Genomic DNA, 25,478 nt, shown 5'->3' on the forward strand with positions numbered 1-25,478 from the left:
TTGTTGATTTCAGCATTTGTGGTAAACAATTCAAAATAGTATTGAAGAAATAATCCGTATTACCTAAACTCTACCTATCATAACTCCACAACTAGCAATTCGTAACCCGCAACTCATAACACCAAAACCCTGCAATTCGAATTCCGCAATTATCTCCCCTCAATTTTTTCAACGGACTATAAAATCAAACAAAAAAACTGATATATTTGTCCATAGTAAAATAGAAATTATATGGAAAATGTATTTGATGCAAAAGATGCTCAAAACTATATTGATAGAATAAATAAATTGGTGGAAGACACCCATGGTTTGTGGGGAAAAATGACGGTAGATCAAATGCTGGCACACTGCTCTATAACTTATGAAATGATTTATGAGCCGGAAAAACATAAAAAACCGGGATCTATTGCAAAATTTATATTAAAAACCTTCGTGAAACCTAAAGTTGTAGGAGAGAAAGCATATCCGAGAGATTCCCCTACGGCTCCACAGTTTTTGATTACCACCAGAAAGAATTTTTACGAAGAAAAAACAAGACTGATTGGTTTTATTCAGAAGACACAGCAATTGGGGGCAGAGGCTTTTGATGGGAAAGAATCTTTTTCTTTCGGAAAATTAAAAGCTCAGGAATGGAACAATATGTTTGCTAAACATCTGAACCACCATCTCTCACAATTTGGCGTTTAAAAATCACTGCATGAAAAAACTTTTATTACTCTTCATCCTGGCGGCCAATTTTGTATTGGGGCAGATGCCGGATATATCAAATACCTGGCTGAACAATAGTAAACCTTATCTGGGAACTATCGGAAACAAAGGACAGGAACTGAAACTGAAGATCAATATTTCTGAACAGAATAAAAAAAATGATCAGGAGTATTTTGTTTCAGGATATTCCCTTGTGGATACCAACTACGTAAAATTTGAAGGTAAGATTACCATTTCAAAATATAAAGACTCAAAAAAGCAGGGAACGGTGTTTGGAGAATATGAACTGGCAGAAGAGAATAAAGGAAAACATTCAGGACTTTTTAAGGGAAGATTTGTCTATAATTTCAAATGGGATAAGAAAACAGAAAAAATTGACGGACAATATATTGAGCTTATAGGAGACTGGAAAAGTTATGATGGAACGATAGCGTTTAAAACCCATTTAAAAAACCAATAACCATGCTGAGAAGGATATTAGCCGTGTTGGTGGGACTTATTGTGGGTTCTGTCTGCATTACAGTTGTAGAAAAAATAGGACATTATGTGTATCCTCCTCCTGCAGAAGCTGCTGCCGGAGATATGGAGGCGTTGAAGATGTATATTAATGAAGCTCCGTTTATGGCTCTGTTTTTTATCATTATTGCTTATGCTTTAGCAGCGGTTGCCTCCGGATTTACAGCCTCAAAAATTTCAAATAACGGAAAATCTACAGCAGCTATAATCTGTGGAATCATTTTTTTACTCATAACCATTTATATGATGGTGTCTTTGCCTACTCCAATCTGGTTCTGGATTTTAGGAATCCTTGTTTGGGGTCTGGTTTTCGTAGGACATAAACTTGCTTTAAAAACAAAAAAAATATGAAATTAGGAGCATTTTCAATCAGCTTAAGTGTAAAAGACCTTCAGAAATCCAGGGACTTTTATGAGAAACTGGGCTTTACAACGATGGCAGGAACTGCAGAGAGTAACTATCTGATCATGAAAAACGGTTCTACACTCATAGGCCTTTTCCAGGCTATGTTTGATGGGAATATGCTTACTTTCAATCCGGGATGGGACGAAAATGCACAGAATCTTGAATCTTTTGAAGATGTGCGCGAAATCCAGAAAAGATTAAAAGAAAGTGGAGTCGAAATCGGAAAAGAAGCTGATGAAACAACCTCAGGACCTGAACACATCTATCTGAAAGATCCGGATGGGAATATGATTCTAATAGATCAGCACAGATAACCATCTGGAAAACGTACAAAACTACTTAAAACAAACTTAACTAATAAAAAAACAACTATGGCATCAGTAAACGTTTATTTAACATTCAACGGAAATTGCAGAGAAGCATTCGATTTCTATAAGTCGGTTTTCGGGGGAGAATATCCTTATATCGGAACATTCGGAGAAATGCCTCCAATGGAAGGGAAAGAAACTCCGGAGGAAGATAAAAACAAAATTATGCACGTTACCCTTCCTATTTCTAAGGAAACTATGTTGATGGGAAGTGATACAGGAGGAGAGTGGTCTTCCAATTTCAAGGCAGGAAACAATTTCTCTATTTCTGTAAACGCAGAATCCAAAGACGAGGCAGATAAATTATTTGGTGGTCTTTCTGCGGGCGGACAAGTGACAATGCCAATGGCAGATACTTTCTGGGGTGCTTATTTTGGAATGTTTACCGATAAGTTCGGGATCAACTGGATGGTAAACTATGATGATCCTGCTAAAATGCAGCAGCATCCATAAGATTAATATTTTGTATTTAAAATATAGTTAGAACTTACCGGTAATCACATTGCCGGTTTTTTATTTGCTCTATATTTGCATCCCAAAATTTTTTAAATTTGATAAAAAAGGATCTTCAGAATAATAAAATGATGGAAGACTTTACATTTAACACAAAAATATAAAACGATGAAATTTACAATTGAAAACATTAAAACCGAACATCAGAAAGTGAAAAGCGGAGCGGATTTTCCGGCTTATATCCAGGCTGTAAAAAAGTTAGGAGTTTCTCATTATACAACATACGTTTCTGATGGAAATACAGAATATTTTGACCAGGAAAATCAATCTGTCCAGACAGGAAGTAAGTATAATTCCCTTACAGTTTCGGAAAATCTAACCCTTGAAAATTTTAAACTGAGACTCAAACTTCACCAGCAGGGAGGTACAGATTATATGACTTTCTGTAATGACTGTGCAGAAAATGGAGTTAAAGGCTGGAAGATGGATCTCCACGCGATGACCTGTACTTATTTTGACCAAAATGAAGCTGATGTACTGACAGAAAAGGTTCCGGGATAATCTTTTAAAGAAAATCTGATGAAAATTATAGTATCCGGTTTTCTTTCAATCATGTTGTAAAATAGTATTTGCTATTATTGATTTAAAATATTAATTTTGTTAAAAACGATAGATAATAGTAATTAACAGGCATGAGAAAGGTTTTTACGAAGTTGGCATTCACAGTATTAAGTTTGGGGTCCATATTGACATTTGCTCAAAAAAGTGATCTGGGAGCATGGTATATGTATTTTGGAAATAACAAAATCAGTAAGAAACTGAACTGGCATAATGAGATTCAGTACCGTAATTTTGATGCGGTGGGAGATCTGGAGCAGTTGTTGGTCCGTACAGGGATTGGTTACGATCTTACAGAAAACAATAACAATGTTTTATTGGGATATGGTTTCATTCTGAGCCAGCCTTATGTAAACGGTGAGAAAAAAGAAAATATAGAACACCGAATTTTCCAGCAGTATATTACCAAACAAAAGTTCGGACGTTTTTACCTTCAGCATCGTTACCGTTTGGAAGAACGTTTTCTGGAAGATGATTTCAGGATGAGGTTCCGGTACATGTTGGGAGTTAATATTCCGATTACTCAAAAAGAAATGCTGCCGAAAACTCTTTATGCATCAGTATACAATGAGATTTTCCTGCACTTCAACAGTCCGGTTTTCGACAGAAACAGAGTCTATGGAGCTTTAGGATATGTCATCAATAAAAATATGAGGATTGAAGCAGGTTACATGAACCAGATTCAGGAAAACAGAAACCGCGGACAGATTCAGATTGGTTTTTACAATAATATTCCTTTTACCAAAAACTGATCGTAACCACTGCTGAATGCCTGATGAAGACCATTATTTGAAAAATAAAAAATAATAAACACAAAAATAAACACCTATGCATTCAGGAAAAAGATTTGGAGCCCGCGAGTTCATTATCTGGACCAGACGGAGTATTTATGCTCTGATCGTATTATCAGCTATTCCCACAGTTCTGTACTTTTTGGGTTGGACATTCCTTTCTGTTCCATGGCAGCCGATTGCCATTATGGGAACAGCAGTTGCTTTTATTGTTGGTTTTAAAAACAATGCCAGCTATAGCAGACTCTGGGAAGCAAGACAGATTTATGGAGCGATCATTAATGACAGCCGTAGTTTTGGATATATTCTGAGAGACGCATTGCTATCCAAAGATTCGGGTAAAGTAAAAGAGATGTTTTTTCGTCATTACGCATGGTTAACTGCATTGAGATTTCAGCTTCGTGAGCCAAGAGCATGGGAAAATATGGGGACAGTCCAGTTTGATGAATATGCCGGAAAATATGACATTCCGGAAAGACTTTCCAAGCTTGATGAGGAGTTGAAAAAATACTTGTCCGAACCCGAACTTCAGTATATTTTAAGCAAAAAGAACAGGGCAACACAATTGATGGCCAGCCAAAGTAAAGCACTGTCTGAAGCCTATGAAAAAGGAGAGTTGAATGATTTTCAATGGACACAGATCAATCAGCAACTGGTAAAGTTTACCGATAGTCAGGGAAAAGCTGAAAGAATTAAAAACTTTCCCTACCCGAGAAATTTTTCTTCCATTACCACTTATCTTTTGCTATTATTTATTGTCTTTGTGCCTTTCGGATTACTGAAAGAATTTGATAAATTAGGAGAAGGAACCATCGTTGAAGGATGGGCAATATGGTTTAATATTCCGTTTTCTTTACTGGTAACATGGTGCTTTCATACCTTAGACAGTGTAGGAGAAGCTTCCGTAAATCCATTTGAAGGAAGTCCTAACGATGTTCCAATCACTCAGATCAGCCGTACCATAGAAATCGATATGAGAGATATGCTGGATGAGTCTGATCTTCCGCCAGCGATCACACCGAAGAACAACATTGTACTCTAACTGAAATTAAAGATTACGATATTTTCTGTAAAAGCAGGAAGTTTTAATCAAAAAATAACACTTAAAAAACTTACTTAACATGATTCACAGCTATGTTATAATATCCATTGCAGTACTGCTGTCTGTGATGATATTGGTAATGATCGGCCAGAAATTAAAAGTTGCTTACCCCATTTTTCTTGTCATTGCAGGATTGCTGATAAGCTTTGTGCCGGGAATGCCGCGTATAGAAATAGAACCTGATCTTGTTTTCCTTATTTTCCTGCCGCCTATTTTGTTTGAAGCCGCATGGTTTACCTCATGGCAGGACTTTCATAAATGGAGAAAACAGATTTTTTCAATGGCTTTTGGTTTGGTGTTTTTAACATCCATCGTTGTAGCCTATCTTTCGTCTTCAATTATTCCAGGGCTTACAGTAGCAATGGGATTCTTACTGGGAGGTGTAAACTCTCCACCGGATGCGGTAGCAGCCACTTCAGTGCTGAAACATATGAAAATACCTAAAAAAATCACCAGTATTCTGGAAGGAGAGAGTCTCATCAACGATGCATCCAGTTTAATTGTATTTAAATTTGCCCTTGCAGCGGTTATTTCAGGGCAGTTTATCTGGAGAGATGCCGTTCAGGATTTCTTCACGATGGCGGTTGGTGGAATTGCTATGGGAGTAGCGGTAGGCTTTTTATTTGGGGCATTGCTTAGGATTATTCCTACCAATTCTAATATTGATACCATTATTACCCTTATTGTGCCATACATTATGTATGTGGGAGCAGAGCACTTCCATTTTTCAGGAGTGCTGGCAGTAGTGGCCGGAGGATTGCTGATGTCTTACAATTCACATTGTTACTTGAGTCACACCTCTAGAATACAGTCCGGGAACGTGTGGAGTGTATTGATATTCCTGATGAATACCATCATTTTTATCCTGATTGGCCTTGAACTTCCCATTGTAGTGGAGGGAATGAAAGAATACACCATTTCTGAGGGTATTTTCTATAGTGTAGTGATTGGTGGAGCGATCATCGGGACAAGAATCTTGTATAGCTATGCATTGATGTATTTCCCAAGAGTTTGTTCCAAAGAATTAAGATTAAAAGTTCCGAAACCAGATTGGAAGGAACCTTTCATTATCAGTTTTGCGGCCATGAGAGGAGTGGTTTCACTGGCTGCCGCATTGTCTATTCCTGCCTTTTTGCCAAACGGAGAGGCATTTCCGCATCGGAACATTATTTTATTCGTAACTTTCGTTATTATATTGATTACGCTGGTAGGACAAGGATTATTGCTGAGCCCAATCCTTAAATTATTGAATATTCAGGATTCCGGAAGTGAATTGCCGGAGGAAAAACAGGAAGTGATTTTGATGCGTAAGCTTAAAGAAACAGCATTGCACAAACTGGATAATGATTTTTCTGAACTGGCAGTGACAAACAGCTTAGTGCGTCATCAAAAACATAAGCTGGAAAACGAAATGATGCTGATGGCAGACAAAGCTCAATGTATGGCTTCTACGGGAGATTATGTATCGGCAGTCAATGAAAATAAAGATGTCTTGCGACAGATCATTCAGGCACAAAGAAATGAGCTGCACAGAATGAAAAGAGAAAAGATATTTGATGATCACGTGATGAGAGCTATTGAAATGCAGCTGGATTTTGATGAGGCGAAGATCACTGGTTTTTCACATGCGTAACTCAATAAAAATAAACCACAAAAGTCACAAAGGGTTTAAATCAGAATAAGCTTGAATTATAGAAAGGTCACAAAATGAAAGATCTAAGATTTTTCAAAACTTAAGTGTACTTTTCATTATTTAAAATTTAACTTTAAACAAATCCAGGTTAAAACTTTTGTGACTTTTGTGGTTAAATATTACAGACAAAATGTTTAAATTTAAACATATTAAACCCATAATATGAGCACACCCATCACTGTTCAATACACAATAAATGCTCCGGCTGAAAAGGTCTGGCAAGCATTAACCGATAAAAATGAAATGAAATCCTGGTATTTTGATATCCAGGATTTTGAATTAGAAATAGGTAAGCAATTCAATTTCTACGAACCTGGAGGGGAAAATAAATATCATCATCAGGGAGAGGTTTTAGAAATAATACCCAATCGGAAACTGAAATATACATGGTCATATCCTGATTTTTCAACACTTAAGACCGTTGTAACCTGGGAATTGCTTCCGGAAGACGGACAGACTCTGGTAAAGCTGACTCATGAGGAAATTGAAAACTTCAAGGATTTAGGAGAAGGTTTTTCAAGAAAAAACTTTACAGCAGGCTGGAATACGATTTTGGGACAGAGCTTAAAAAAATATTTAGAAAAGTAGACAATGATTACACTGCAACACTTTACGATTCAAGATGCACCGCTGCTGATATCAAAGATAGAAGATGAAAGAATACTTCTTCAGTTTGCCGGACCCGCATATCGTTTTCCACTCACAGCAGAACAATTGGAAACTGATTTATCCGATGAAAACAGAACGTTGTTTAAAATAATAGATCAGATCGGAAATATAATCGGGCATGCTCAGATTTTTGTAAAGGAAAAAACTTTTCTGCTGGGAAGAATTCTGATCTGGGATGAAAACAACAGAGGAAAAGGCTATGGGAAAAAGGTGATGCAGGAACTTCTGAAGTATGGATTCAGTCATTTTGATAAGGAAACTGCAGAACTGAATGTGTACGACTGGAATACCGGAGCTATTGAATGTTACCGGAAAGTAGGCTTTGCTTTTGATCCTGACGTTAAGAGCGAAGCGAAGATTGATACAGAAACCTGGATTTCCCTTAATATGAAAATCCATAGAAATACTTTTGAACTGCAGGAATCATGACACAGTTTAGTTCGCTTCGTCCTATTCTCTGGACAGAAAATCTTGATGAGACCATAGGGTTTTATATGCGTGTTCTCGGTTTTACCCTGATGGATAGGAATGATGATTGGCAATGGGCTTCCCTTCGTAAAGATGAAATATACATCATGCTTTCACAGTCCAATCAGCATGAAAATAATACTTCAATCGGGTTTTCCGGCTCATTTTATTTCAATGTAAATAAGGTGGATGAGCTTTGGGAAGACCTTAAAACAAAGGCCAAAGTCTGCTACGAGGTTGAATCTTTTGAGTGGGGAATGAGGGAGTTTGCAATCTATGACAACAATGGTTATATCCTGCAATTTGGTGAACCCATAGATAATATTGGCAATACGGAATAAAATTTGCTATTTTTGGGGAAATATTTAGAAATTCAATGAAAAAAAATATAATAGTAGGTTTCGCAGCGATTTTATTACTTGCATCTTGTAACAAGGATAAAGAAATTCTTGATACACTGAATACTTATAATAATTCAATGGAGGCGAAAGGGTACCATTTCGGAGATAAGCTTGAGCTTCCGAAAGAGGTAACGGAAAATGCAGAAAGCGTAACCATTAGCTTTGGAGATAAAGAAACAACAGATTTAACCGTTGATCCTAAATTTTTCACATTAGGTGATAATGCGGTTACCTTCAACGTCAAAACAAAAGGAGGAGAAGTGTTGAATCAGGATGCAACCATCAATGTATTTGCAAAAAATCCTGAAAAAAATATTCCTTACCAGATTGTAGCAGAATATCCTCACGATCCTAAAAACTTTGTACAGGGTTTCCAGGTGGAAGGAAATACCATTTATGAAAGTGATGGTCAGAACGGAGCTTCCCAGATTTTAAAATATACATTGGGAACTACCACTCCGCTTGCTTCTACCAAACAGGCTCAGGAAGATTTTTCTGAAGGAAGTACCATTGTAGGAGATAAAGTATATCAGCTGACGTGGCAGAGCAAAAAAGGATATATCTATGATAAAAGCTCTTTAAAACTGCTTTCAGAATTTGCTTATCCAAATGTATTGGGTGAAGGCTGGGGACTGACGTATGACGGGAAAAACCTGATTGCTTCTGACGGAAGTAAGCTTCTATATTTTCTGGATGTAAATAACCCTTCAAAACTGATAAAATATATCGCTGTGGCCGGTAGTGCTCAGGCTTATGATCAGTTGAACGAGCTGGAATACCACAACGGATTTATCTATGCCAATGTATGGCAGAAACCGATTATTTTGAAAATTAATCCGGCTAATGGTGAAGTAGTGGGAACTTTTGATTTCACAGAAATCGCAAAACAGAACACGAAAGGAAGTGATGACGTATTGAACGGAATTGCTTTCAAAGGCGAGAATATGTTGGTAACAGGGAAGAACTGGCCGAAGATTTATGAAGTTGTAATTAAATAACAAAAGTTTAATAACAATTTCTATCGGAATAAAATAAAGTATGTAAATTGGTAGCGTTCCATGAGGAGCGCTATCTTTAGTAAAAAAGAATTTTGAGATTACTATATCTGATATTGACTTTTGCTTTCTGCACATTTTCTGCGCAGAATATTCTCCCTTTAGATACTTTAAAATTGAAGGAAGCTAAGGATATGCTTGCCGATGACTACGGAAATCTGTATATCTATAAAAACAAAGATTTTAGTTTTACCAAATACGATTCCTTAGGGAAACAGATTGGAAAAATGATGCTTACCGTTCCTTACAAGGTGCAGAACGTGCAAAATCCTTTGAATGTACCTTTGTTTTCTGAAAATGCACAGGAAATGAAGTTTGTGGATCAGAATATGAATGAAATTCAAAGGCTTGATTTTAAGCAGAAGTTTGGTTTCATCAGAATGGCTTATGCCGAAGATCTGCAGCAGCTGTGGCTTTTGGATGACAGTACAAAACGATTGATACAGTATAATTTCAGAAATGATACCACAATCAATTCATACCCGTTTGATATCAGTTTTGAAGATATGATGGATATGCTGGTCTACGAAAATAAGGTCTATATTTTAACACAAAAACATATCAGGATTTACAGCCTGAAATTTGAAAAAATTTTTGAAGCCCCTTTAGAAAATGGAAAACGCTTTAGAAGAGAGAATGATGCAATTCTGGTTGTTGCCAATAATTTCATTTCACAATACGTTCCTGAAAAAGGGATGGTGACGGTTTTTGAAGATCTGGAGGCGCAGATTGTGGATAAAAACATCCTTTCTTATTTTGAAATCAAGGGGAACAAACTCTATCTTTACAGCCTTGAAAAAGTAAAGAAAGCCAAACAGCAGAAACAGCTTGAAGCTCAGCCGGAATCTCTACAGCAATCTACAGAAAAACCCGTAGAAAAGACTGAAGAAAGACCCAATGAGAATACAGAAGAGAAACCTTCAGACAATACACTGCAGAAATTGCTTGAAGACACTTCTAAAGTTCAGACTGAAGGGATAGAAAAGCTTATCAGTTAATCAGTAAATACAAGGAAAAAGAATATGCATATTGCAGTTACAGGAAACATTGGAGCAGGAAAAACAACTTTGACGACGATGCTTTCCAAGCATTACGGATGGGATGCACAATTTGAAGACGTAGATCATAATCCTTATTTGGAGGATTTTTATTCAGATATGAGTAAGTGGAGTTTCGCACTGCAGGTCTATTTCCTGGGAAGCAGATTCCGTCAGGTAAAGGAGATCAGAGAAAGTGGTAAGAACATTATTCAGGATCGTACCATTTACGAAGATGCTCATATTTTTGCAGAAAACTTAAATGATATGAATCTTCTTTCGGACAGAGATTTTAATAATTACTCATCGGTTTTCGATCTGATGAAGTCTTTTGTATCGGCTCCGGACTTGCTGATCTATCTGAAATCAGATGTTCCTAATCTGGTTAAAAAAATCTATAAAAGAGGTCGTGAATATGAAGCTTCAATCAGTATTGAATACCTTTCTAAACTGAATCAGAAATATGAAAAATGGATCTCCAACTATACAGAAGGAAAACTTCTGATTGTAGAAGTGGATGATCTTGATTTTGTTGAAAAACCGGAAGATTTCGGATTTATTCTGGAGAAAATTGAGGCTGAACTTAATGGATTGTTTTAACATACTTTTATTAGAATATTAAGACATACTCAGTGAGATTCTTCCTAAATTTGGTAAAGAGAATTTAATTTTTTTGAATAATTATATCATGGTAGTTAAAGTTTTACATAACGGGAACTGTTCAAAGTCAAATGCTGTATTGGAGTATCTTGATGAAAACGGAGTATCTTTTGAGATCATTAATATCATTGAAGATCCACTAAGTATTCTCGAAATCAGAACTGTGTTGAAAAAGCTTAATCAAAGTGTTTTTCATATCATCCGTAAAACAGATAAACTATATATTGAGAATTATGCAGATAAAAATTATTCAGAAGAAGAATGGTTGAAGATTCTCTCGGAAAACCCGTCTCTGATACAAAGACCAATTCTGGTAAAAGGTTCAGTCGCGATGCTGGGAAGGCCTATTGAAAATGTAAAGTTCTTTATTGAAAAATAAATAAAAAATCCGTTCTGTAAATAGAGCGGATTTTTGTTTTATTGGGTTTTCGTTTTCTCAGTCCCGTTGATCGCATTATATAAAGCTTCCAGTTCTTTTGGCGGATGCCCGGAATCAAAACTTGAAGAAGTATACTCTTTTCCGTTGGAGGTAATAATAATGGACGCAGCCATGGCACGGTCAGAATGTCTTCCTGTAGTAGGGGATTTCAGCTCTGATATCTTAGCTAGGTCAATAGTTTCAGCCAATTGGGAAACTGCTTTCCATTCAGCAGAAGATACTTTAGTATTTACGATGTCTTCGTTGGTATTTGTTGTTTTTGATGAAGGAGTAAAAACAATGCTTCTACTGAACCCTCTTGTTCTTTCTGCTAACTGAATCTGTTCAATCTTTTGCTGCTGCACTGTAGTGGTGATATTCGTTGTGGTATTTTCACTGTTATTTTTGTGAACACAGCTTGTTGCAGATGTGATTACAAGAATATTAAATAGGATCAATTGGATGTTCATAGTGTTTTTTTGTTTTTGAATAATAAAAAAACCGCTTCATTACTATGAAACGGTTTCTGTTTTTTACAATAGAATAACGCCTTCTATTTTTGCTACTTCTTTATAAATGTTCACAACCTGATTGGCATCCAAAACAAATGCATTGATGTTGCAGGCAGTGTATTTTCCATTTTTACTTTCTCTGTTTCCCAGTGTAAACTTGATGCCGTCAAAAACTCTATATATTTCAGTAAGCTTTGACTGGTCTGTAGGAATAATAAATTTAAATAAATAATCTTCCGGAAAATCATGCTGATCTTCCAGTTTATCCTTCAAAGACTTGTAAAAATCTTCAGGGCTTGCGTGTTGATTTCCTTGTAATATATCCATCTGCAATTATTAATATAATATAAATATAACGAAATTTCTCCTATTTTCCAAATGGTCCCAGGAGAGATTTGGAGTTCTGATGCTCGTAATCTTCAATGATATTGAATAGCCCGTTCACCAGTTGTTCAGAAGCCAGCTGGCTCAGTCCACCTGAATTGACCGTGTTTTTATTTCCTCCTAAAAGGCTGCCCAGAAAATTACTTCCTGACAACGCAGAGTTGATGGTTTTTACAATCCCGTATTCATTCAGTTTCTCATCCACTTTGGGAGCAATTGCAGCAATAAGCTGTTGGGATGTTTTTTCTTTCAGAACCTGTGTTGCAGTAGTTCCCTGCATAATTCTCGTTACATCCTGAGCATTCAGGCTGTTTACAGCACCTTCCAGAATAGGTTTTGAAGTATTTACCGTATAAGCTGCTGCCTGTGCAATAAAATCTCTTTCTTTAGCAACCAATGACGGAGCTATCTTTTCCAGCGTAGAATTGATGTCTCTCAGCTCTTTGGGAAGTGCTTTGTCTACCATATTATTCTGCAGAAAGGCTTCCTTGTTTCCGTAGATGCCCATTCCTTTATCAATACCATTAAGCAGAATTCTTTTAATAATAGAAAGCCCCATATCCGATGTGGCCAGGGTGGTACATGATTGTACACTGGTGGTAATAACAGCACCGGTTCCTATGATAAGAGCGGCTGCAATGATATATTTTTTCATTGATTTTTCTAATTTATTTCTAAATGCTTTTTTGTCAAAAACTGCACCAAAGGTAATTACTATTCTCTATTTAACAAAATATTAAATTCACAGCCTGATTTGGTGATTTTTTGTGTTAAAAATGTTAATTTATAATTAATAAAATGTTAGGTAATTGATAATAATTTTAAATAGAAAATTATAAAATTTAAATCTTTATCAGTTTTTGTACAATAAAACGTCATAATTTTTAAATGTTTAAGATAGTTTAACATTGTTCGATATTTTTTATATTTTTGGCTAATGTCTTTTTTTGAGATTTTAAATAACTCCACTATTTAGAGACAGGTACAAATTTGAATTTATTTGAATAAAATTGAAACTATATGAAACAAAGTAATTTAAAGTATTCATGTCTCATTGCCGTGTTGTATTTCGGAATGAACGTGAATGCACAGGTTACGCAGGATTCTGCTAAAGTCCAGAAGATTGATGAAGTCGTGATGATTGGATATGGTAGCCGTAAAAAAGTAGATAATACTACTTCTATCAGTTCTATCAGTGCGGAGGAAGTAACCAGAACCAAAGTATTGAATGCATCACAAGCTATTCAGGGAAAAGCAGCTGGAGTACAGGTAATTGCTTCCGATGCACCCGGATCTACTCCTACAGTAATGATCAGAGGACTTGGAACCGTACTAGGAGGAAGAACTCCTTTGTATGTAGTTGATGGAATGTTTACTGATAACATTAATAATATCAACTCTAATGATATCCTGACATATGATGTATTAAAAGATGCAGCAGCGTTGGCCATCTATGGTAACAGAGCTGCTAACGGGGTAATCATTATTACTACAAAATCAGGTAGAGGGAAGTTAAGCGTTTCCTATGATGGATTGGTTGGATTTAGAAGCCCTTTAAAAACCATCAAAATGGCTAACGGATCTGAATTTGCAAATTATAATAATGCTGGTAAAGCAAGCAATTATTTGAATCCTAATCAGCCATACAATACTGATTGGTTTAAAGAAATTACAAGAACAGGTGTTTACAATCAGCATAACCTATCAATTTCCGGATCTTCAGAAGTTGCAAAATACTTTTTAAGTTTGAGCAATTATGATGAACAGTCTATTCTTAAAGGAACTAATTATAACAGAACTACAGTAAGAACTAATAACGAGTTCAGAATTACCAAAGGAATAAGATTAGCCCAGACTTTAAGCGCAACATTTACTAATGATACTCCAAAATCCTATGGCGCTTTTACAAATGCTTATAAACAATCTCCATTAGTTCCAGTATATTACCCGAATGGAAAATATGGTCAGCCTATTTATAATAAGACTACTGGAAATATCGATTATGAAGGAGGAAGATTTAATAATGTAGGTAATCCTGTGATGCAACTTGCTTATGACAATCAAAGAGGTAGAAACTTTTTACTGCAAGGTGGGCTAAAATTAGATATAGATATCTATAAAGATTTAAAGTTCACCTCTCAGTTTAGTGGAGAGTATGGTAATTATAAATACTATAATTTTGTAAATTCTAAAGGTTTCTGGCTGGATAGTGATCCGATGAGAACCGATAACCAATACTCAACTACATCACCACTAACAAGATTGACGAATAAAAGCCAGAATTATTATAACTGGTTGCTTAATAATTATTTGACGTATACGAAGAAAGTTGGAAATCATGATATTGAAGTTGTTGTTGGTACAGAGGCTTCAGTGAAGAATGGTTTGGAGACTTTAATTATTAACAGAAAAGATGTTCCTGTTTCACAAGATTACTGGAACCTGAGTGGAGTTGATTACTACGGTAACTTATTTAGTGATAATGATACTAAAGCTCTTGAATCAATAAAAGGAAACAGAAATACCACAATTTCTTATTTCGGAAGATTCCAATATAAATTTATGAACCGTTATTTATTAAGCGGAACAATCAGAAGAGATGGTTCTTCTCAATTTGCTGCAGGTAATAAATGGGGAACATTCCCATCATTTGGTGCAGGTTGGATTATCTCTGAAGAAAACTTTATGAAAGATGGCTTCTTTGACTTGTTGAAACTAAGAGGAGGATGGGGTAAAATTGGTAACCAGAATGTTCCCCTGAATTATTTACCGCTATCAATGGGAGCCACTTACAATTATGCTTTTGGAAGTTCACCAGTAAGTAATGGAGTTACTGTTAATAAAGGTTATGATCCGGATTTAGGATGGGAAGTTACAGAAGAATCTTCTTTAGGATTAGATTTTGGTATCCTGGATAAAAGATTGACAGGTACTTTTGATATTTATAACAGAAAAACCAAAAATCTTATTTTGGGGGTTGTTCCATATATGGCAACCGGAATTTCTGACTTGAATTATTCTCATATGGGAAGTGTTGTTAATAAAGGTGCAGAGGTGAGTTTAAACTGGGCTGATAAAGTTGGTCAGGATTTTACCTATTCAATTGGTGCCAATTATTCTTATAATAAAAACAAGCTTGCCAGCATTGATCTTTCTAAGCCCGTTTCTCAAATTGTAGGAGGAAACCTTGGAAACGGGCAGGATACAAAACTTTTCAACGCTAACGCAGTTGGATATGCTTTAGGAAGTTTCTATTTATGGGAAGCAGATGGTTATGATGCCAACGGTAATATGAAATTTAAAGATCTAAATGGTAATGGTGTTACAGGAAGTGCAGACCCAGGAGACAGACGTTTCTTTGATTCTTACATACCAAAATCAACTTTAGGTGTGAATATCTCAATGTCTTATAAAAATTGGGATTTTGCCCTTAGTGGTTATGGAGCTTTTGGATTTAAAGTATACAATGGTAAAAAAGCACAAAGAAATGGAGGAGAAAATGTTGAAGCTTCTGTAGCGAATGATTTCTGGACACCTTCAAATACTAACGCTGCGAACCCTGTAAATCCAACAAATATTCCGATTGCGTCAACCTTCTATTTGGAAAGTGGAGATTATTTCAGAATCAATAATATTTCAGTAGGATATACATTTAAGAATTTAACGGATTACGTAAAATCAATTAAGCTTTATGTAAGTGCAATTAATCCTTTTGTATTCCAGAAATACTCAGGATACTCTTCAGAGTTATCAGGATATAATCCTACGGATTCTACTGCAGAAGGAGATCCATATAAACGTGCAGGAGTAGAATTGGATGCTTACCCTGCATTGAGATCTTTTGTATTTGGTGTTAACCTAAATTTTTAAAAAATGAATAAGAAATATATCATAGCAGCCACATTTTTAATTTTAGGAGCTGTTAACCAAAGTTGTAGTAATGATTTTATAGATGTATCACCTACAGAAGCAATTCCTGAATCTGCATTGGGTGAAATATACAATAATGATGCAGGGGCAAATAGTTTAGTTACGGCTATTTACGCTAAGTTTTTAGACTGGAACATGAGTACGTTTGCCTGGATAGGGGTTACATCAATTGTTTCTGATGATGCAGATAAAGGTTCAAGTGCGAGTGATTCAGGTTCGGATAAAGATATTTTAGATGCTTTGACATTTACACCTTCAACTCCATCATTTAAAGAATTGTTTTCGTCTAATTATCAGGGGATTAATAGGTGTAATCAGGCGTTGAAATATCTTCCCCAATTAGATAAAGCTGATCCGCAATTACGTGAAAGATTAGCTGCTGAAGCGAAGTTTTTAAGAGCATTCATGTATTTTACTTTAGTAAAATCTTTTGGAGGTGTTCCATTGGTTGATCACGTTCCTGTAACAGGAGTTGAAGCGGATAAACTGATGACGCTTACAAGAAAAAGTAAAGAAGAAATTTATGCATTTATAGAAAAAGATCTTAAAGATGCTGCTGCTGTTTTACCATCTGGAACCGGAGGACAAAGAGCAACAAAAGGAGCAGCTCATGCACTTTTAGCTAAGGTTTATTTATATCAGAAAAAATGGCAGTTGGCTGTAGATGAAACCAATTTGGTGACTGGCTATTCATTGACTCCTGTTTTTCAGGAAATTTATAAAGTTTCAGGAGAGAATAATGCTGAGTCTATCTTCGAAATTAATGGTAGTGGAGGTACAGCAGGAAGAGCAATTCAGCAGTACAGTCAGGTTCAGGGAGCGAGAGGTACTACAGGCTGGGGCTGGGGATTTGCTACACCTACTCAAAGTTTATATGATGCATACTCTGCAACAGATTCAAGAAGAGATGCTACAATTATCCATAGAGATATGACTCTATATGATGGATATTATGTAGGTCCAAATACAGAAAATAAATTCTATAATTACAAGGCTTATTCGTCAAACTATAGAGATCAGGCCTCAACAGATGTAAACATTCGTTATTTGAGATATGCTGAAGTATTGTTAATCAGAGCTGAGGCAATGAACGAATTAGGACAAACTTCTGCTGCTATTCCTTTCTTGAATCAGGTAAGAAATAGAGCAAACATCGGAAATACTCCTGCTTTTTCTCAGACAGATGTAAGATTAGATATCTGGAAGCAAAGAAGATTGGAGTTTGCTTTTGAGCATGATAGATGGTTTGACCTTGTAAGAACGGGACAAGCACAAGCTGCGATGGCTGCCGATGGTGGTAAGAATTTTATCATTGGAAAGCATGAGTTATTCCCACTTCCACAAGACTTTATTATGGAAGCAGGTGGATTGTCAGCTCAAAACCCTGGATACTAAAATAAATCATAAACATTAGAGGAGAATGAAAGTTCTCCTCTTCTTTTAGTTAGAAACCCTATAACAAGAGATCTCATGAAAAGGAACATATTATCAATGGCTGTCACCTCTTTATTCTTTGTGTATTCCTGCAAAAATGCTCCTGTAGCCAAACAGGAAGTTGGGAAAACGGAAGCTGTAAAAAGCAATATCACGGATGAGCAGCTGATGGATAGAGTACAGAAAGATGCCCTGAAATATTTCTGGGATTATGCAGAACCTAATTCAATGTTAGGAAGAGAGCGTTATCACGAAGATAATATCTATCCGGATAATGATAAACACGTTATAACAACAGGAGGTTCAGGTTTTGGACTGGCAACCATTCTGGTGGGAACAGAAAGAGGATTTGTTCCGAGAAAAGAAGCCGTAAAAAGGTTGACTCACATCATGGATTTTCTGGCTAAGGCAGATCGTCACAAAGGCGCCTGGCCGCATTGGATCAATGGGGAAACCGGAAAAACGGTTCCTTTTGGCAAAAAAGATAATGGCGGGGATCTTGTGGAAACCGCATTCCTTACTTCAGGAATACTGATGGTCCGTGAATACTTTAAAAACGGAAATGCAGAAGAAAAAGCACTCGCAGCAAAATGTGATGAGCTGTGGAAAGGAATTCAGTGGAACTGGTATACAAAAGGAGGCGAAAAAGTACTCTATTGGCATTGGTCACCAGAATACCAGTGGGAAATGAATTTTCCTCTGGAAGGATATAACGAATGTCTGATTACCTATATTCTGGCCGCATCTTCACCTACACATTCCATTGATGCTGAAACGTATTACAAAGGCTGGACGAGAAACGGAACCTACCTTACAGACAAAACAAAATACGGATTACCTCTGTATGTAAAACACAATTACGCTGAAGAATATGGCGGACCGCTTTTCTGGGCGCAATATTCATATATCGGATTGGATCCTACAGGATTATCTGATAAACTTGTCAAAAATTATTTTGATATCAATAAAAATCAAACCCTTATCGACTACAAATACTGTGTTGAAAACCCAAAACAATGGAAAGGCTACGGACCCAATTATTGGGGACTTACAGCCGGTTATACCAGAAATGAGGATGGAAGTACCGGTTATACAGCTCATATGCCGGGCAATAATGACAACGGGACAATAACGCCTACGGCAGCGCTGAGCAGTTTTCCTTATACTCCGAAAGAATCAATGGCTTTTCTGAGATTCATCTATACCCAAAAGCCTGAATTTATAGGATCTGCAGGGCCTTATGATGCTACGTCTATTAATTACAACAATTGGGTTACGCCAAGATATCTGGCTATAGACCAGGGAACAATAGCACCAATGATTGAAAACTACAGATCGGGATTCCTTTGGAAACTGTTTATGAATGCCCCTGAAATTCAGCAGGGATTGAAGAAGTTAGATTTTCATTCCAAAAAATATGGATGGTAGAAATATTATAATTTAGAATATGATACAGGTTTTTAGAAATACAACATTTCAGAGCATAATATTTTATATATTTTGTTACTTAACTGTGCTGATTCTAGATTATTTTTTTCCGGGTGGGCCTTGTACTCCGGGTTTTGGAATTCTCATTATTCCTTTAACCATGATTCTTGCCCTGATTTTTTCTTTACTATGCTTAGTAAAACTCTTAAAAGATAGTAAGAATTATATTTTACCTTTCATAATACATTCTTTAGTATTTATACTGATTTTCGGATTATTTGTAACATCAATTTAAGTTTAGTCATAGATAATTAATATACATTCATATCAAAATATTAAAAATGAATTTGAATTTAAATCATTTACTTTTTTTATTACTGCCATTTTCTTTAAGTCTCAATGCACAGGAGATAAAAGCAGAACTCAATAAAGAAATTAAAAGACAGGAGAAAATATCCTATATTCTGGATTATCCTCAGAATACAAAAGGAAACGTACCGTTAATAGTCTTTCTTCACGGTTCAGGAGAACGCGGGACTAATCTTGATTTAGTCAAAGCACACAGTCCGTTCACCTATAAAAAGCTGATCAAAGAACCAGTGGCTATGCTGGCACCTCAATGTCCGGAAGGAATGTGGTGGGATACGGTTACCATCTATAATCTGATCAAAGAAATTCAGAAAAAATATAAAATTGATGCTTCCCGTATCTACCTTACAGGACTTTCTATGGGTGGATGGGGAACTTTAAAGCTTGCCATGGAGCATCCGGAAATGTTTGCAGCAGTAGCTTCAGTTTGTGCTCCTACAGATCAGGTCATGACAGCGAATATTGATAAATTTAAAGATTTGAATATGAAAATATTTCATGGCGGAATGGATGATATTGTATTACCTGCCAATGCTTTTAATTTTTATCAAAAACTGCATCCGGTAAATCCATCCGCAGAATTGGTTATTTTCCCGAATGATAATCATAACTCATGGGATTCTGCCTATTCAAACCCACAGTTCTATGAATGGATGCTGTCTAAAAAGAAAGAAAAATAATCTGACACACAATGATCGAAAGATAAACCCATCGAATTAAAGCAAAAAAATATAAACAATAATTTAAGAAGATAGATTTATGAAAAAGTTAATTGTAATTGCCACTTTAGCATTGGCACCTGCGTTTTCCGCGCAGGAAATGGTAACGAAGCCCGTTCAGTCTTATCAGACGGCTCAATATCAGGCTAAGAAGAAATCTTTTGTAGATAATCTTTTATCTAAAATGACGTTGGATGAAAAGATTGGCCAGCTTAACTTACCCAGTTCAGGTGATTTTACTACAGGCTTGGCTAAAAGCTCAGACATCGGTAAAAAAGTGGAACAAGGTTTAGTAGGTGGACTATTCAATATAAAAGGAGCTGAGAAAATCAGAGCCGTTCAGAAAGTAGCAGTGGAAAACAGCCGTCTGAAAATACCTTTAATCTTCGGAATGGATGTAATCCACGGTTATGAAACTACTTTCCCTATTCCTTTGGGACTGGCCGCTTCTTGGGATATGAATCTTATCCAGCAGTCTGCCAAAGTAGCTGCCAGAGAAGCTGCTTCTGACGGAATCAACTGGACATTCTCTCCAATGGTAGATATTTCCCGTGAACCAAGATGGGGGAGAGTATCGGAAGGCTCGGGTGAAGATCCGTACTTGGGAAGTGAAATTTCCAAAAATATGGTCTATGGTTATCAGGGGAAAGACCTTGCAAACGGAACTAATATCTTAGCATGTGTAAAACACTTTGCATTATATGGAGCGGGAGAATCCGGAAGAGATTATAATACAGTTGACATGAGCCATGTAAGAATGTTCAATGAATATTTTCCTCCTTACAAAGCAGCGGTAGACGCTGGTGTAGCTTCTGTGATGGCTTCTTTCAATGAGGTGGATGGTGTTCCTGCGACAGGAAACAGATGGCTTCAGACTGAAGTATTGAGAAATCTATGGAAGTTCAAAGGCTTTGTTGTAACAGACTATACCGGAATCAACGAAATGGTGGACCACGGTATGGGAGATCTTCAGCAGGTTTCTGCTTTAGCTTTAAAAGCAGGTGTTGACATGGATATGGTTGGAGAAGGTTTTTTAACAACATTAAAAAAATCCTTAGCAGAAGGAAAGGTTACACAATCTGAAATTGATATGGCGGCAAGAAGAATTCTTGAAGCAAAATATGACCTTGGTTTATTTGATAACCCTTACAAACATGGAGATGCCAAATTAGCTACAAAAGAAGTCTATAATCTGGAAAACAGAAATATAGCAAGAAATACAGCTGCCCAATCAATGGTTTTGTTGAAAAATGAAAATCAGGTATTGCCTTTAAAAAAATCGGGAACGGTTGCGGTAATCGGACCATTGGTGAACAATTCACTTAATATGGCCGGAACATGGAGCGTTGCTGCAAAGCATGATAAAGCTGTAAATTTGATGCAGGGGCTTCAGGCCAACTATGGTAAAGAAGTGAAATTCCTTTCTGCTAAAGGAGCAAATATAGATTATGATGCTAAATTAGAAGATATCTATGCAGCTCATGGGAAGAAAACAGACCGGGACAACCGTTCCAAAGAAGAACTGTTAAAAGAAGCAGTAGATGTTGCCAGCAAGGCCGATGTTATTATTTTGGCGATCGGAGAATCTGCAGAAATGAGCGGAGAATCTTCTTCAAGAACAGAAATTACCATTCCTCAGTCTCAGGTTGATTTATTAAACGAATTAAAGAAAACCGGTAAGCCTATTGCAATGGTTCTTTTCACTGGCCGTCCATTGGCTTTAACCAACGTAAAAGATACTCCGGATTCTATTTTGAATGCATGGTTTGCAGGATCTGAAGCTGGAAATGCAATTGCAGATGTTCTATTTGGAAAAGTAAATCCATCAGGAAAGCTTCCAATGACTTTCCCAAGAAGTCTTGGACAGGTTCCAATCTATTACAATGCTAAAAATACTGGCCGTCCATTAAGTCAGGAACTTACAGATAAATGCGAGTACCAGAGATTCCGTTCAAATTATATGGATGAATGTAATACGCCATTGTATTCCTTCGGATATGGACTGAGCTATACGAAATTTAATTACTCTAATATTGCAGTATCCAATACCAATCCGAAAGGAGACCAGACTATTCAGGCATCCGTTACAGTAACCAATAATGGAAACTATGATGGTGCTGAAGTGGTTCAGTTGTATATCAGAGATATGGTGGGAAGTATTACAAGACCAGTAAAAGAATTGAAAGGCTTCCAGAAAATATTTTTGAAGAAAGGAGAATCTAAAAAGATTACTTTTGATATCAACCCGGAAAGCCTCAAGTTTTACAATGGAGATCTGAAATATGACTGGGAATCAGGTGACTTTGATATCATGATCGGAACCAGCTCAGACAACGTTCAGCATTCAAAAATTAACTGGACTAAATAACAAAAGAAAAGTTAATCACAGAAATGGGTGTTAAGGTTTATTTGGCATGATTTTTAATAATAACTCGATAACTATTATTATATAAAAAATCAAAAATGAAAAAAACAATTTTCCTTAGCGCAATGTTCCTGGGTTCTTTAATGTTTGCACAACAAGAACATATTAAGGGCGGAGACAGAGATGCACATGGATGTATTGGTTCGGCAGGATATACCTATTCCCAGATTAAAAAGGACTGTGTAAGAACTTTTGAACAAAAAATTAAGCTAACAGAAGTAACTCCGGAAAGTTATACTTCAATAGCTGCAGTTATTTTTAGCAAAGACATGAAAAAAGCTGAGGTTTTCATTAAAGATGCTGAAACAGGAAGTATTATCCTTACCAGAGCAGGAGGTAAAGCCAAGGCCTGGAAAAAGGATGGTTATGTATTGGTACCTTACAAAAAAAACGGATATCAGCTTAAAAAGGATAATATTGTAATCTATCAATAAGATCAGATTTCAAAAAATGAAAAGCCACTCGGAAGAGTGGTTTTTTTTGTACCTTAGAGGAATTAACTAATACTCTATTTAGGGATATAGTTCTACTAATCAGAAAACAAAAATTTTACATATGAAAAAAACGATTTTATTCAGTGCAATGTTCCTTGGTACTTTAATTTTTGCACAAAAAAAAACACCTGTTGTAGGAGGAGATAGAGATGTTCATGGCTGTATTGGCTCTGCAGGATATACCTATTCACAGATTAAAAATGACTGTGTAAGGGTTTTCGAACAGAAACTAAAACTGAAAGAAGTAAACTCAGATAAAAGTTATACCTCAATGACAGCAATAATTTTCACAAAAGACATGAAAAAAGCTGAAGTTTTCATCCCGGATGGAGTGGCAAAAAGTATTATCCTGAATAAAGAGGGGAAAGGGAAAATCTGGAAAAGCGGATCTTATATTAAAGACAGCTATGTTTTAACACCTTATAAAAAAAGCTACCAAATCAAAAAGAATGATGAAGTAATCTATCAGTAAAATAAAATTCAAAAAAATAGGAAGCCACTCGAAAGAGTGGCTTTTTCGTATAACATAAATTGATATGTTTAAAATGCTGTTATTTTATTTATGGAACTTATTTTTTCTGATATGTATATTTGTAATACGACAAGTTTTGTCGTTGTCCATAGATAATTTTGCATCAGGATAAGACACATAAAGATATTTATGATAATAATTTAATAATAAATAGTAAGATTTATGTTAAATCGCAACTTTGTGATTTTCATGTCTTAAAAAGTGTTAAATTCGCGCAGTTTTCAATAAACTAATTACTAACTCAGAAAACAACATTGGAATGAAAAAATTCTATATCAGTGCATTCACTTTATGCACGGTCTTGGGTATCTCTGCCCAGGAAGTGGTATGGCAGAAAGATATCAAATCCTCTACCCAGGATTTTCTTAGCCAGGTCACTACAACAATCGATCAGCAGTATCTTATTACAGGAAGCTCTATACAATCTAAAAGCCAGTCGCAAGCTGCCAATAGCCAAAAGCAGAATAACGGCTATGATTTCCACTTGGTAAAACTAAACCAGCAGGGAAATGAAGTCTGGGAGAAATACTTCTCTGGACAAAATCATGATTACTTATCAGCAACTGTTACTACACAAGATGGCGGATTTCTATTAGCCGGAACCTCTTACTCCGGAAAAGGATTGGATAAAAAAGAGGATTCCAAAGGAGGCTCAGATATCTGGCTGATCAGAATCAATGAATTTGGTGATGAATTGTGGCAGAAAACCTTAGGAAGTTCTTCAGACGAAGAGGCCAGAGCGGTTATTCAAACTACAGATTTGGGATTCTTTGTAGCAGGAAATGTACAGAATTCTTCAAAAGGTTACGGTTCGAAAGACGTCTTGATTACGAGGCTGGATAAAAATGGAAAAGAGCTCTCCCAATTAATCTTAGGCGGAAAAGGCTTAGACGAAGTGGAGAAGATGATCCCAACAAAAGATGGCGGAGCCTTACTGGGAATTTATTCCAGAAGCGGAGCTGTTAAAACAACTCATCAGCAATCAACGATCAATACCAATACTCCGTCTGACAGATCTGCAACCCATAACCTGCTCTCTGCAACCTCAAAGCAAAGTGACAATTTCGGTGAAGGCGACTACTGGATTGTCAAGTTAGACAAAAACGGAAAAGTAGAATGGGAAAAGAACTTTGGAGGTAAAGGAGATGATCATATCAGAACTCTGGCATTAACTTCAAATGGCTTTATCATTGGCGGAGAATCCAGATCAGAAAGATCAGGAAACAAAACGGTAGGGATTGAAGAAGGAACAGATCTTTGGCTGATTTCTTTAAATGAAAGAGGAGATGAACAATGGCAGAAATCCTACAATTTCAAAAACAGAGATATCCTAATGGGTATGAGCGTAATTCATTCCGCAGATGAAAAATCTTCCAAAGGAATTCTATTAGGTGGTTATACTCAGGCTGAAGGAAGAATACAAACTGATGATGAAACCTTCTGGATGCTGTATCTGGATCAGAATGGAAATGAGCAGTGGAGAAAACACGTAAAAGGAGAATCCAGACAAAAAGAAGAAAGACTTTCCGATTTAAAGTTAAACAGAGACGGTTCTATTGTTCTGGCTGGAACCAGTGCAGAAGAGCTGGGTAAAGAGAACTGGAAGATAGTAAAGCTGGGAGATAAACAGGTTGATCAGTTAATCGAAAAATACGATATCAAGATCTATCCAAATCCAGTATCTGACTATGCTTATGTAGAAATTGGTTTTGACTTCAAGGATGCAAACATTCTACTGTATGATATGAGTGGAAGACAACTTCAGAATCTTACAACTAAGAACAGAGTGACTAAAATTAATACCCAGACTTTGGTTCAGGGAGCGTATCTGATTACGATAAAAACGGATACGAACAAAACAGCTAATGCAAAAATTATTAAACAGTAAA

27 protein-coding genes are annotated in these 25,478 nt (G+C 36.3%); 24 read left to right on the forward strand and 3 right to left on the reverse strand.

Going from position 1 to position 25,478, the window contains the following annotated elements:
- Positions 1 to 231: 231 nt before the first annotated feature.
- The 16 genes from GFU89_RS00110 (at position 232) to GFU89_RS00185 (ending at position 11,323) form a co-directional block, all read left to right on the forward strand.
- Positions 232 to 687, forward strand: a complete 456-nt coding sequence (locus GFU89_RS00110) for a DUF1569 domain-containing protein (protein WP_318845190.1) — start codon at positions 232 to 234, stop codon at positions 685 to 687.
- Between the two features lie 10 nt (positions 688 to 697).
- Positions 698 to 1,168 carry a hypothetical protein gene (locus GFU89_RS00115; protein WP_318845191.1) on the forward strand — a complete coding sequence of 157 codons (471 nt, stop codon included), beginning with the start codon at positions 698 to 700 and terminating at the stop codon, positions 1,166 to 1,168.
- A gap of 2 nt (positions 1,169 to 1,170) precedes the next feature.
- Positions 1,171 to 1,575: a hypothetical protein gene (locus tag GFU89_RS00120; RefSeq protein WP_318845192.1), complete on the forward strand. Its 405-nt coding sequence runs from the start codon at positions 1,171 to 1,173 to the stop codon at positions 1,573 to 1,575.
- Positions 1,572 to 1,943, forward strand: a complete 372-nt coding sequence (locus tag GFU89_RS00125) for a VOC family protein (RefSeq protein WP_184555178.1) — start codon at positions 1,572 to 1,574, stop codon at positions 1,941 to 1,943. Before GFU89_RS00120 ends, GFU89_RS00125 begins: the two co-directional genes overlap by 4 nt.
- Positions 1,944 to 2,000: 57 nt before the next feature.
- Complete coding sequence (locus tag GFU89_RS00130) at positions 2,001 to 2,450, forward strand: VOC family protein (protein ID WP_318845193.1); 450 nt, start codon at positions 2,001 to 2,003, stop codon at positions 2,448 to 2,450.
- 168 nt (positions 2,451 to 2,618) lie between these two features.
- The gene (locus tag GFU89_RS00135) at positions 2,619 to 3,011 is read left to right on the forward strand and encodes a DUF1398 domain-containing protein (RefSeq protein WP_318845194.1); all 393 of its coding nucleotides are present in this window, start codon (positions 2,619 to 2,621) and stop codon (positions 3,009 to 3,011) included.
- Positions 3,012 to 3,142: 131 nt separating this feature from the next.
- The gene (locus tag GFU89_RS00140) at positions 3,143 to 3,820 is read left to right on the forward strand and encodes a DUF2490 domain-containing protein (RefSeq protein WP_318845195.1); all 678 of its coding nucleotides are present in this window, start codon (positions 3,143 to 3,145) and stop codon (positions 3,818 to 3,820) included.
- Between the two features lie 76 nt (positions 3,821 to 3,896).
- Positions 3,897 to 4,901, forward strand: a complete 1,005-nt coding sequence (locus GFU89_RS00145) for a bestrophin family protein (RefSeq protein WP_318845196.1) — start codon at positions 3,897 to 3,899, stop codon at positions 4,899 to 4,901.
- A 79-nt stretch (positions 4,902 to 4,980) separates the two neighbouring features.
- A complete protein-coding gene (locus tag GFU89_RS00150) occupies positions 4,981 to 6,594 on the forward strand; it encodes a Na+/H+ antiporter (RefSeq protein WP_318845197.1) in 1,614 nt (537 codons plus the stop codon).
- A gap of 222 nt (positions 6,595 to 6,816) precedes the next feature.
- Positions 6,817 to 7,242, forward strand: coding sequence for an SRPBCC domain-containing protein (locus GFU89_RS00155; RefSeq protein ID WP_318845198.1), 426 nt, complete (start codon positions 6,817 to 6,819; stop codon positions 7,240 to 7,242).
- 3 nt (positions 7,243 to 7,245) lie between these two features.
- The gene (locus GFU89_RS00160; protein WP_318845199.1) at positions 7,246 to 7,752 is read left to right on the forward strand and encodes a GNAT family protein; all 507 of its coding nucleotides are present in this window, start codon (positions 7,246 to 7,248) and stop codon (positions 7,750 to 7,752) included.
- Positions 7,749 to 8,132, forward strand: coding sequence for a VOC family protein (locus GFU89_RS00165; RefSeq protein WP_318845200.1), 384 nt, complete (start codon positions 7,749 to 7,751; stop codon positions 8,130 to 8,132). The genes GFU89_RS00160 and GFU89_RS00165 overlap by 4 nt, the downstream gene beginning before the upstream one ends.
- 35 nt (positions 8,133 to 8,167) lie before the next feature.
- Positions 8,168 to 9,190, forward strand: a complete 1,023-nt coding sequence (locus GFU89_RS00170; RefSeq protein ID WP_318845201.1) for a glutaminyl-peptide cyclotransferase — start codon at positions 8,168 to 8,170, stop codon at positions 9,188 to 9,190.
- A gap of 92 nt (positions 9,191 to 9,282) precedes the next feature.
- Positions 9,283 to 10,245: a hypothetical protein gene (locus GFU89_RS00175; protein WP_318845202.1), complete on the forward strand. Its 963-nt coding sequence runs from the start codon at positions 9,283 to 9,285 to the stop codon at positions 10,243 to 10,245.
- A gap of 24 nt (positions 10,246 to 10,269) precedes the next feature.
- Positions 10,270 to 10,884: a deoxynucleoside kinase gene (locus GFU89_RS00180; protein ID WP_318845203.1), complete on the forward strand. Its 615-nt coding sequence runs from the start codon at positions 10,270 to 10,272 to the stop codon at positions 10,882 to 10,884.
- A gap of 88 nt (positions 10,885 to 10,972) precedes the next feature.
- Complete coding sequence (locus tag GFU89_RS00185; protein WP_318845204.1) at positions 10,973 to 11,323, forward strand: ArsC/Spx/MgsR family protein; 351 nt, start codon at positions 10,973 to 10,975, stop codon at positions 11,321 to 11,323.
- Positions 11,324 to 11,361: 38 nt separating this feature from the next.
- On the opposite strand, the gene GFU89_RS00190 is transcribed toward GFU89_RS00185, so the two are convergent.
- The 3 genes from GFU89_RS00190 to GFU89_RS00200 all read right to left on the reverse strand — a co-directional run bounded on the left by GFU89_RS00190 (position 11,362) and on the right by GFU89_RS00200 (position 12,913).
- Positions 11,362 to 11,832: a hypothetical protein gene (locus tag GFU89_RS00190; RefSeq protein ID WP_318845205.1), complete on the reverse strand. Its 471-nt coding sequence runs from the start codon at positions 11,830 to 11,832 to the stop codon at positions 11,362 to 11,364.
- A 63-nt stretch (positions 11,833 to 11,895) separates the two neighbouring features.
- Positions 11,896 to 12,201 (reverse strand): DUF493 family protein, encoded by a 306-nt coding sequence (locus tag GFU89_RS00195; protein ID WP_318845206.1) that lies wholly within the window; start codon positions 12,199 to 12,201, stop codon positions 11,896 to 11,898.
- A gap of 40 nt (positions 12,202 to 12,241) precedes the next feature.
- Positions 12,242 to 12,913: a DUF4197 family protein gene (locus tag GFU89_RS00200; RefSeq protein WP_318845207.1), complete on the reverse strand. Its 672-nt coding sequence runs from the start codon at positions 12,911 to 12,913 to the stop codon at positions 12,242 to 12,244.
- Between the two features lie 365 nt (positions 12,914 to 13,278).
- Here GFU89_RS00200 and GFU89_RS00205 point away from each other — a divergent pair, with 365 nt between their 5' ends.
- The 8 genes from GFU89_RS00205 (at position 13,279) to GFU89_RS00240 (ending at position 25,477) form a co-directional block, all read left to right on the forward strand.
- Positions 13,279 to 16,128 (forward strand): SusC/RagA family TonB-linked outer membrane protein, encoded by a 2,850-nt coding sequence (locus tag GFU89_RS00205; RefSeq protein WP_318845208.1) that lies wholly within the window; start codon positions 13,279 to 13,281, stop codon positions 16,126 to 16,128.
- Positions 16,129 to 16,131: 3 nt separating this feature from the next.
- Positions 16,132 to 17,583, forward strand: coding sequence for a RagB/SusD family nutrient uptake outer membrane protein (locus GFU89_RS00210; RefSeq protein WP_318845209.1), 1,452 nt, complete (start codon positions 16,132 to 16,134; stop codon positions 17,581 to 17,583).
- A gap of 75 nt (positions 17,584 to 17,658) precedes the next feature.
- Positions 17,659 to 19,050, forward strand: coding sequence for a glucoamylase family protein (locus tag GFU89_RS00215; RefSeq protein WP_318845210.1), 1,392 nt, complete (start codon positions 17,659 to 17,661; stop codon positions 19,048 to 19,050).
- Between the two features lie 341 nt (positions 19,051 to 19,391).
- Positions 19,392 to 20,099 (forward strand): prolyl oligopeptidase family serine peptidase, encoded by a 708-nt coding sequence (locus GFU89_RS00220; protein WP_318845211.1) that lies wholly within the window; start codon positions 19,392 to 19,394, stop codon positions 20,097 to 20,099.
- Between the two features lie 79 nt (positions 20,100 to 20,178).
- Positions 20,179 to 22,506 (forward strand): beta-glucosidase BglX, encoded by a 2,328-nt coding sequence (gene bglX, locus GFU89_RS00225; protein ID WP_318845212.1) that lies wholly within the window; start codon positions 20,179 to 20,181, stop codon positions 22,504 to 22,506.
- A gap of 95 nt (positions 22,507 to 22,601) precedes the next feature.
- Entirely contained in the window at positions 22,602 to 22,997 is a 396-nt protein-coding gene (locus GFU89_RS00230; protein WP_318845213.1) for a hypothetical protein, read from the forward strand.
- Positions 22,998 to 23,118: 121 nt separating this feature from the next.
- Positions 23,119 to 23,529, forward strand: a complete 411-nt coding sequence (locus GFU89_RS00235) for a hypothetical protein (RefSeq protein WP_318845214.1) — start codon at positions 23,119 to 23,121, stop codon at positions 23,527 to 23,529.
- A gap of 319 nt (positions 23,530 to 23,848) precedes the next feature.
- Positions 23,849 to 25,477, forward strand: a complete 1,629-nt coding sequence (locus tag GFU89_RS00240) for a T9SS type A sorting domain-containing protein (protein ID WP_318845215.1) — start codon at positions 23,849 to 23,851, stop codon at positions 25,475 to 25,477.
- Position 25,478 lies beyond the last annotated feature (1 nt).

Origin of the sequence: Chryseobacterium sp. JV558, assembly GCF_033712365.1 — a bacterium.
Lineage (GTDB): Bacteria > Bacteroidota > Bacteroidia > Flavobacteriales > Weeksellaceae > Chryseobacterium.

Bases quoted from the DNA above. Each gene is read 5' to 3' on its own strand.
- GFU89_RS00110 (WP_318845190.1), top strand. From the start codon at position 232: ATGGAAAATGTATTTGATGCAAAAGATGCTCAAAACTATATTGATAGA.
- GFU89_RS00115 (WP_318845191.1), top strand. From the start codon at position 698: ATGAAAAAACTTTTATTACTCTTCATCCTGGCGGCCAATTTTGTATTG.
- GFU89_RS00120 (WP_318845192.1), top strand. From the start codon at position 1,171: ATGCTGAGAAGGATATTAGCCGTGTTGGTGGGACTTATTGTGGGTTCT.
- GFU89_RS00125 (WP_184555178.1), top strand. From the start codon at position 1,572: ATGAAATTAGGAGCATTTTCAATCAGCTTAAGTGTAAAAGACCTTCAG.
- GFU89_RS00130 (WP_318845193.1), top strand. From the start codon at position 2,001: ATGGCATCAGTAAACGTTTATTTAACATTCAACGGAAATTGCAGAGAA.
- GFU89_RS00135 (WP_318845194.1), top strand. From the start codon at position 2,619: ATGAAATTTACAATTGAAAACATTAAAACCGAACATCAGAAAGTGAAA.
- GFU89_RS00140 (WP_318845195.1), top strand. From the start codon at position 3,143: ATGAGAAAGGTTTTTACGAAGTTGGCATTCACAGTATTAAGTTTGGGG.
- GFU89_RS00145 (WP_318845196.1), top strand. From the start codon at position 3,897: ATGCATTCAGGAAAAAGATTTGGAGCCCGCGAGTTCATTATCTGGACC.
- GFU89_RS00150 (WP_318845197.1), top strand. From the start codon at position 4,981: ATGATTCACAGCTATGTTATAATATCCATTGCAGTACTGCTGTCTGTG.
- GFU89_RS00155 (WP_318845198.1), top strand. From the start codon at position 6,817: ATGAGCACACCCATCACTGTTCAATACACAATAAATGCTCCGGCTGAA.
- GFU89_RS00160 (WP_318845199.1), top strand. From the start codon at position 7,246: ATGATTACACTGCAACACTTTACGATTCAAGATGCACCGCTGCTGATA.
- GFU89_RS00165 (WP_318845200.1), top strand. From the start codon at position 7,749: ATGACACAGTTTAGTTCGCTTCGTCCTATTCTCTGGACAGAAAATCTT.
- GFU89_RS00170 (WP_318845201.1), top strand. From the start codon at position 8,168: ATGAAAAAAAATATAATAGTAGGTTTCGCAGCGATTTTATTACTTGCA.
- GFU89_RS00180 (WP_318845203.1), top strand. From the start codon at position 10,270: ATGCATATTGCAGTTACAGGAAACATTGGAGCAGGAAAAACAACTTTG.
- GFU89_RS00185 (WP_318845204.1), top strand. From the start codon at position 10,973: ATGGTAGTTAAAGTTTTACATAACGGGAACTGTTCAAAGTCAAATGCT.
- GFU89_RS00190 (WP_318845205.1), bottom strand. From the start codon at position 11,832: ATGAACATCCAATTGATCCTATTTAATATTCTTGTAATCACATCTGCA.
- GFU89_RS00195 (WP_318845206.1), bottom strand. From the start codon at position 12,201: ATGGATATATTACAAGGAAATCAACACGCAAGCCCTGAAGATTTTTAC.
- GFU89_RS00200 (WP_318845207.1), bottom strand. From the start codon at position 12,913: ATGAAAAAATATATCATTGCAGCCGCTCTTATCATAGGAACCGGTGCT.
- GFU89_RS00205 (WP_318845208.1), top strand. From the start codon at position 13,279: ATGAAACAAAGTAATTTAAAGTATTCATGTCTCATTGCCGTGTTGTAT.
- GFU89_RS00210 (WP_318845209.1), top strand. From the start codon at position 16,132: ATGAATAAGAAATATATCATAGCAGCCACATTTTTAATTTTAGGAGCT.
- GFU89_RS00215 (WP_318845210.1), top strand. From the start codon at position 17,659: ATGAAAAGGAACATATTATCAATGGCTGTCACCTCTTTATTCTTTGTG.
- GFU89_RS00220 (WP_318845211.1), top strand. From the start codon at position 19,392: ATGAATTTGAATTTAAATCATTTACTTTTTTTATTACTGCCATTTTCT.
- bglX (WP_318845212.1), top strand. From the start codon at position 20,179: ATGAAAAAGTTAATTGTAATTGCCACTTTAGCATTGGCACCTGCGTTT.
- GFU89_RS00230 (WP_318845213.1), top strand. From the start codon at position 22,602: ATGAAAAAAACAATTTTCCTTAGCGCAATGTTCCTGGGTTCTTTAATG.
- GFU89_RS00235 (WP_318845214.1), top strand. From the start codon at position 23,119: ATGAAAAAAACGATTTTATTCAGTGCAATGTTCCTTGGTACTTTAATT.
- GFU89_RS00240 (WP_318845215.1), top strand. From the start codon at position 23,849: ATGAAAAAATTCTATATCAGTGCATTCACTTTATGCACGGTCTTGGGT.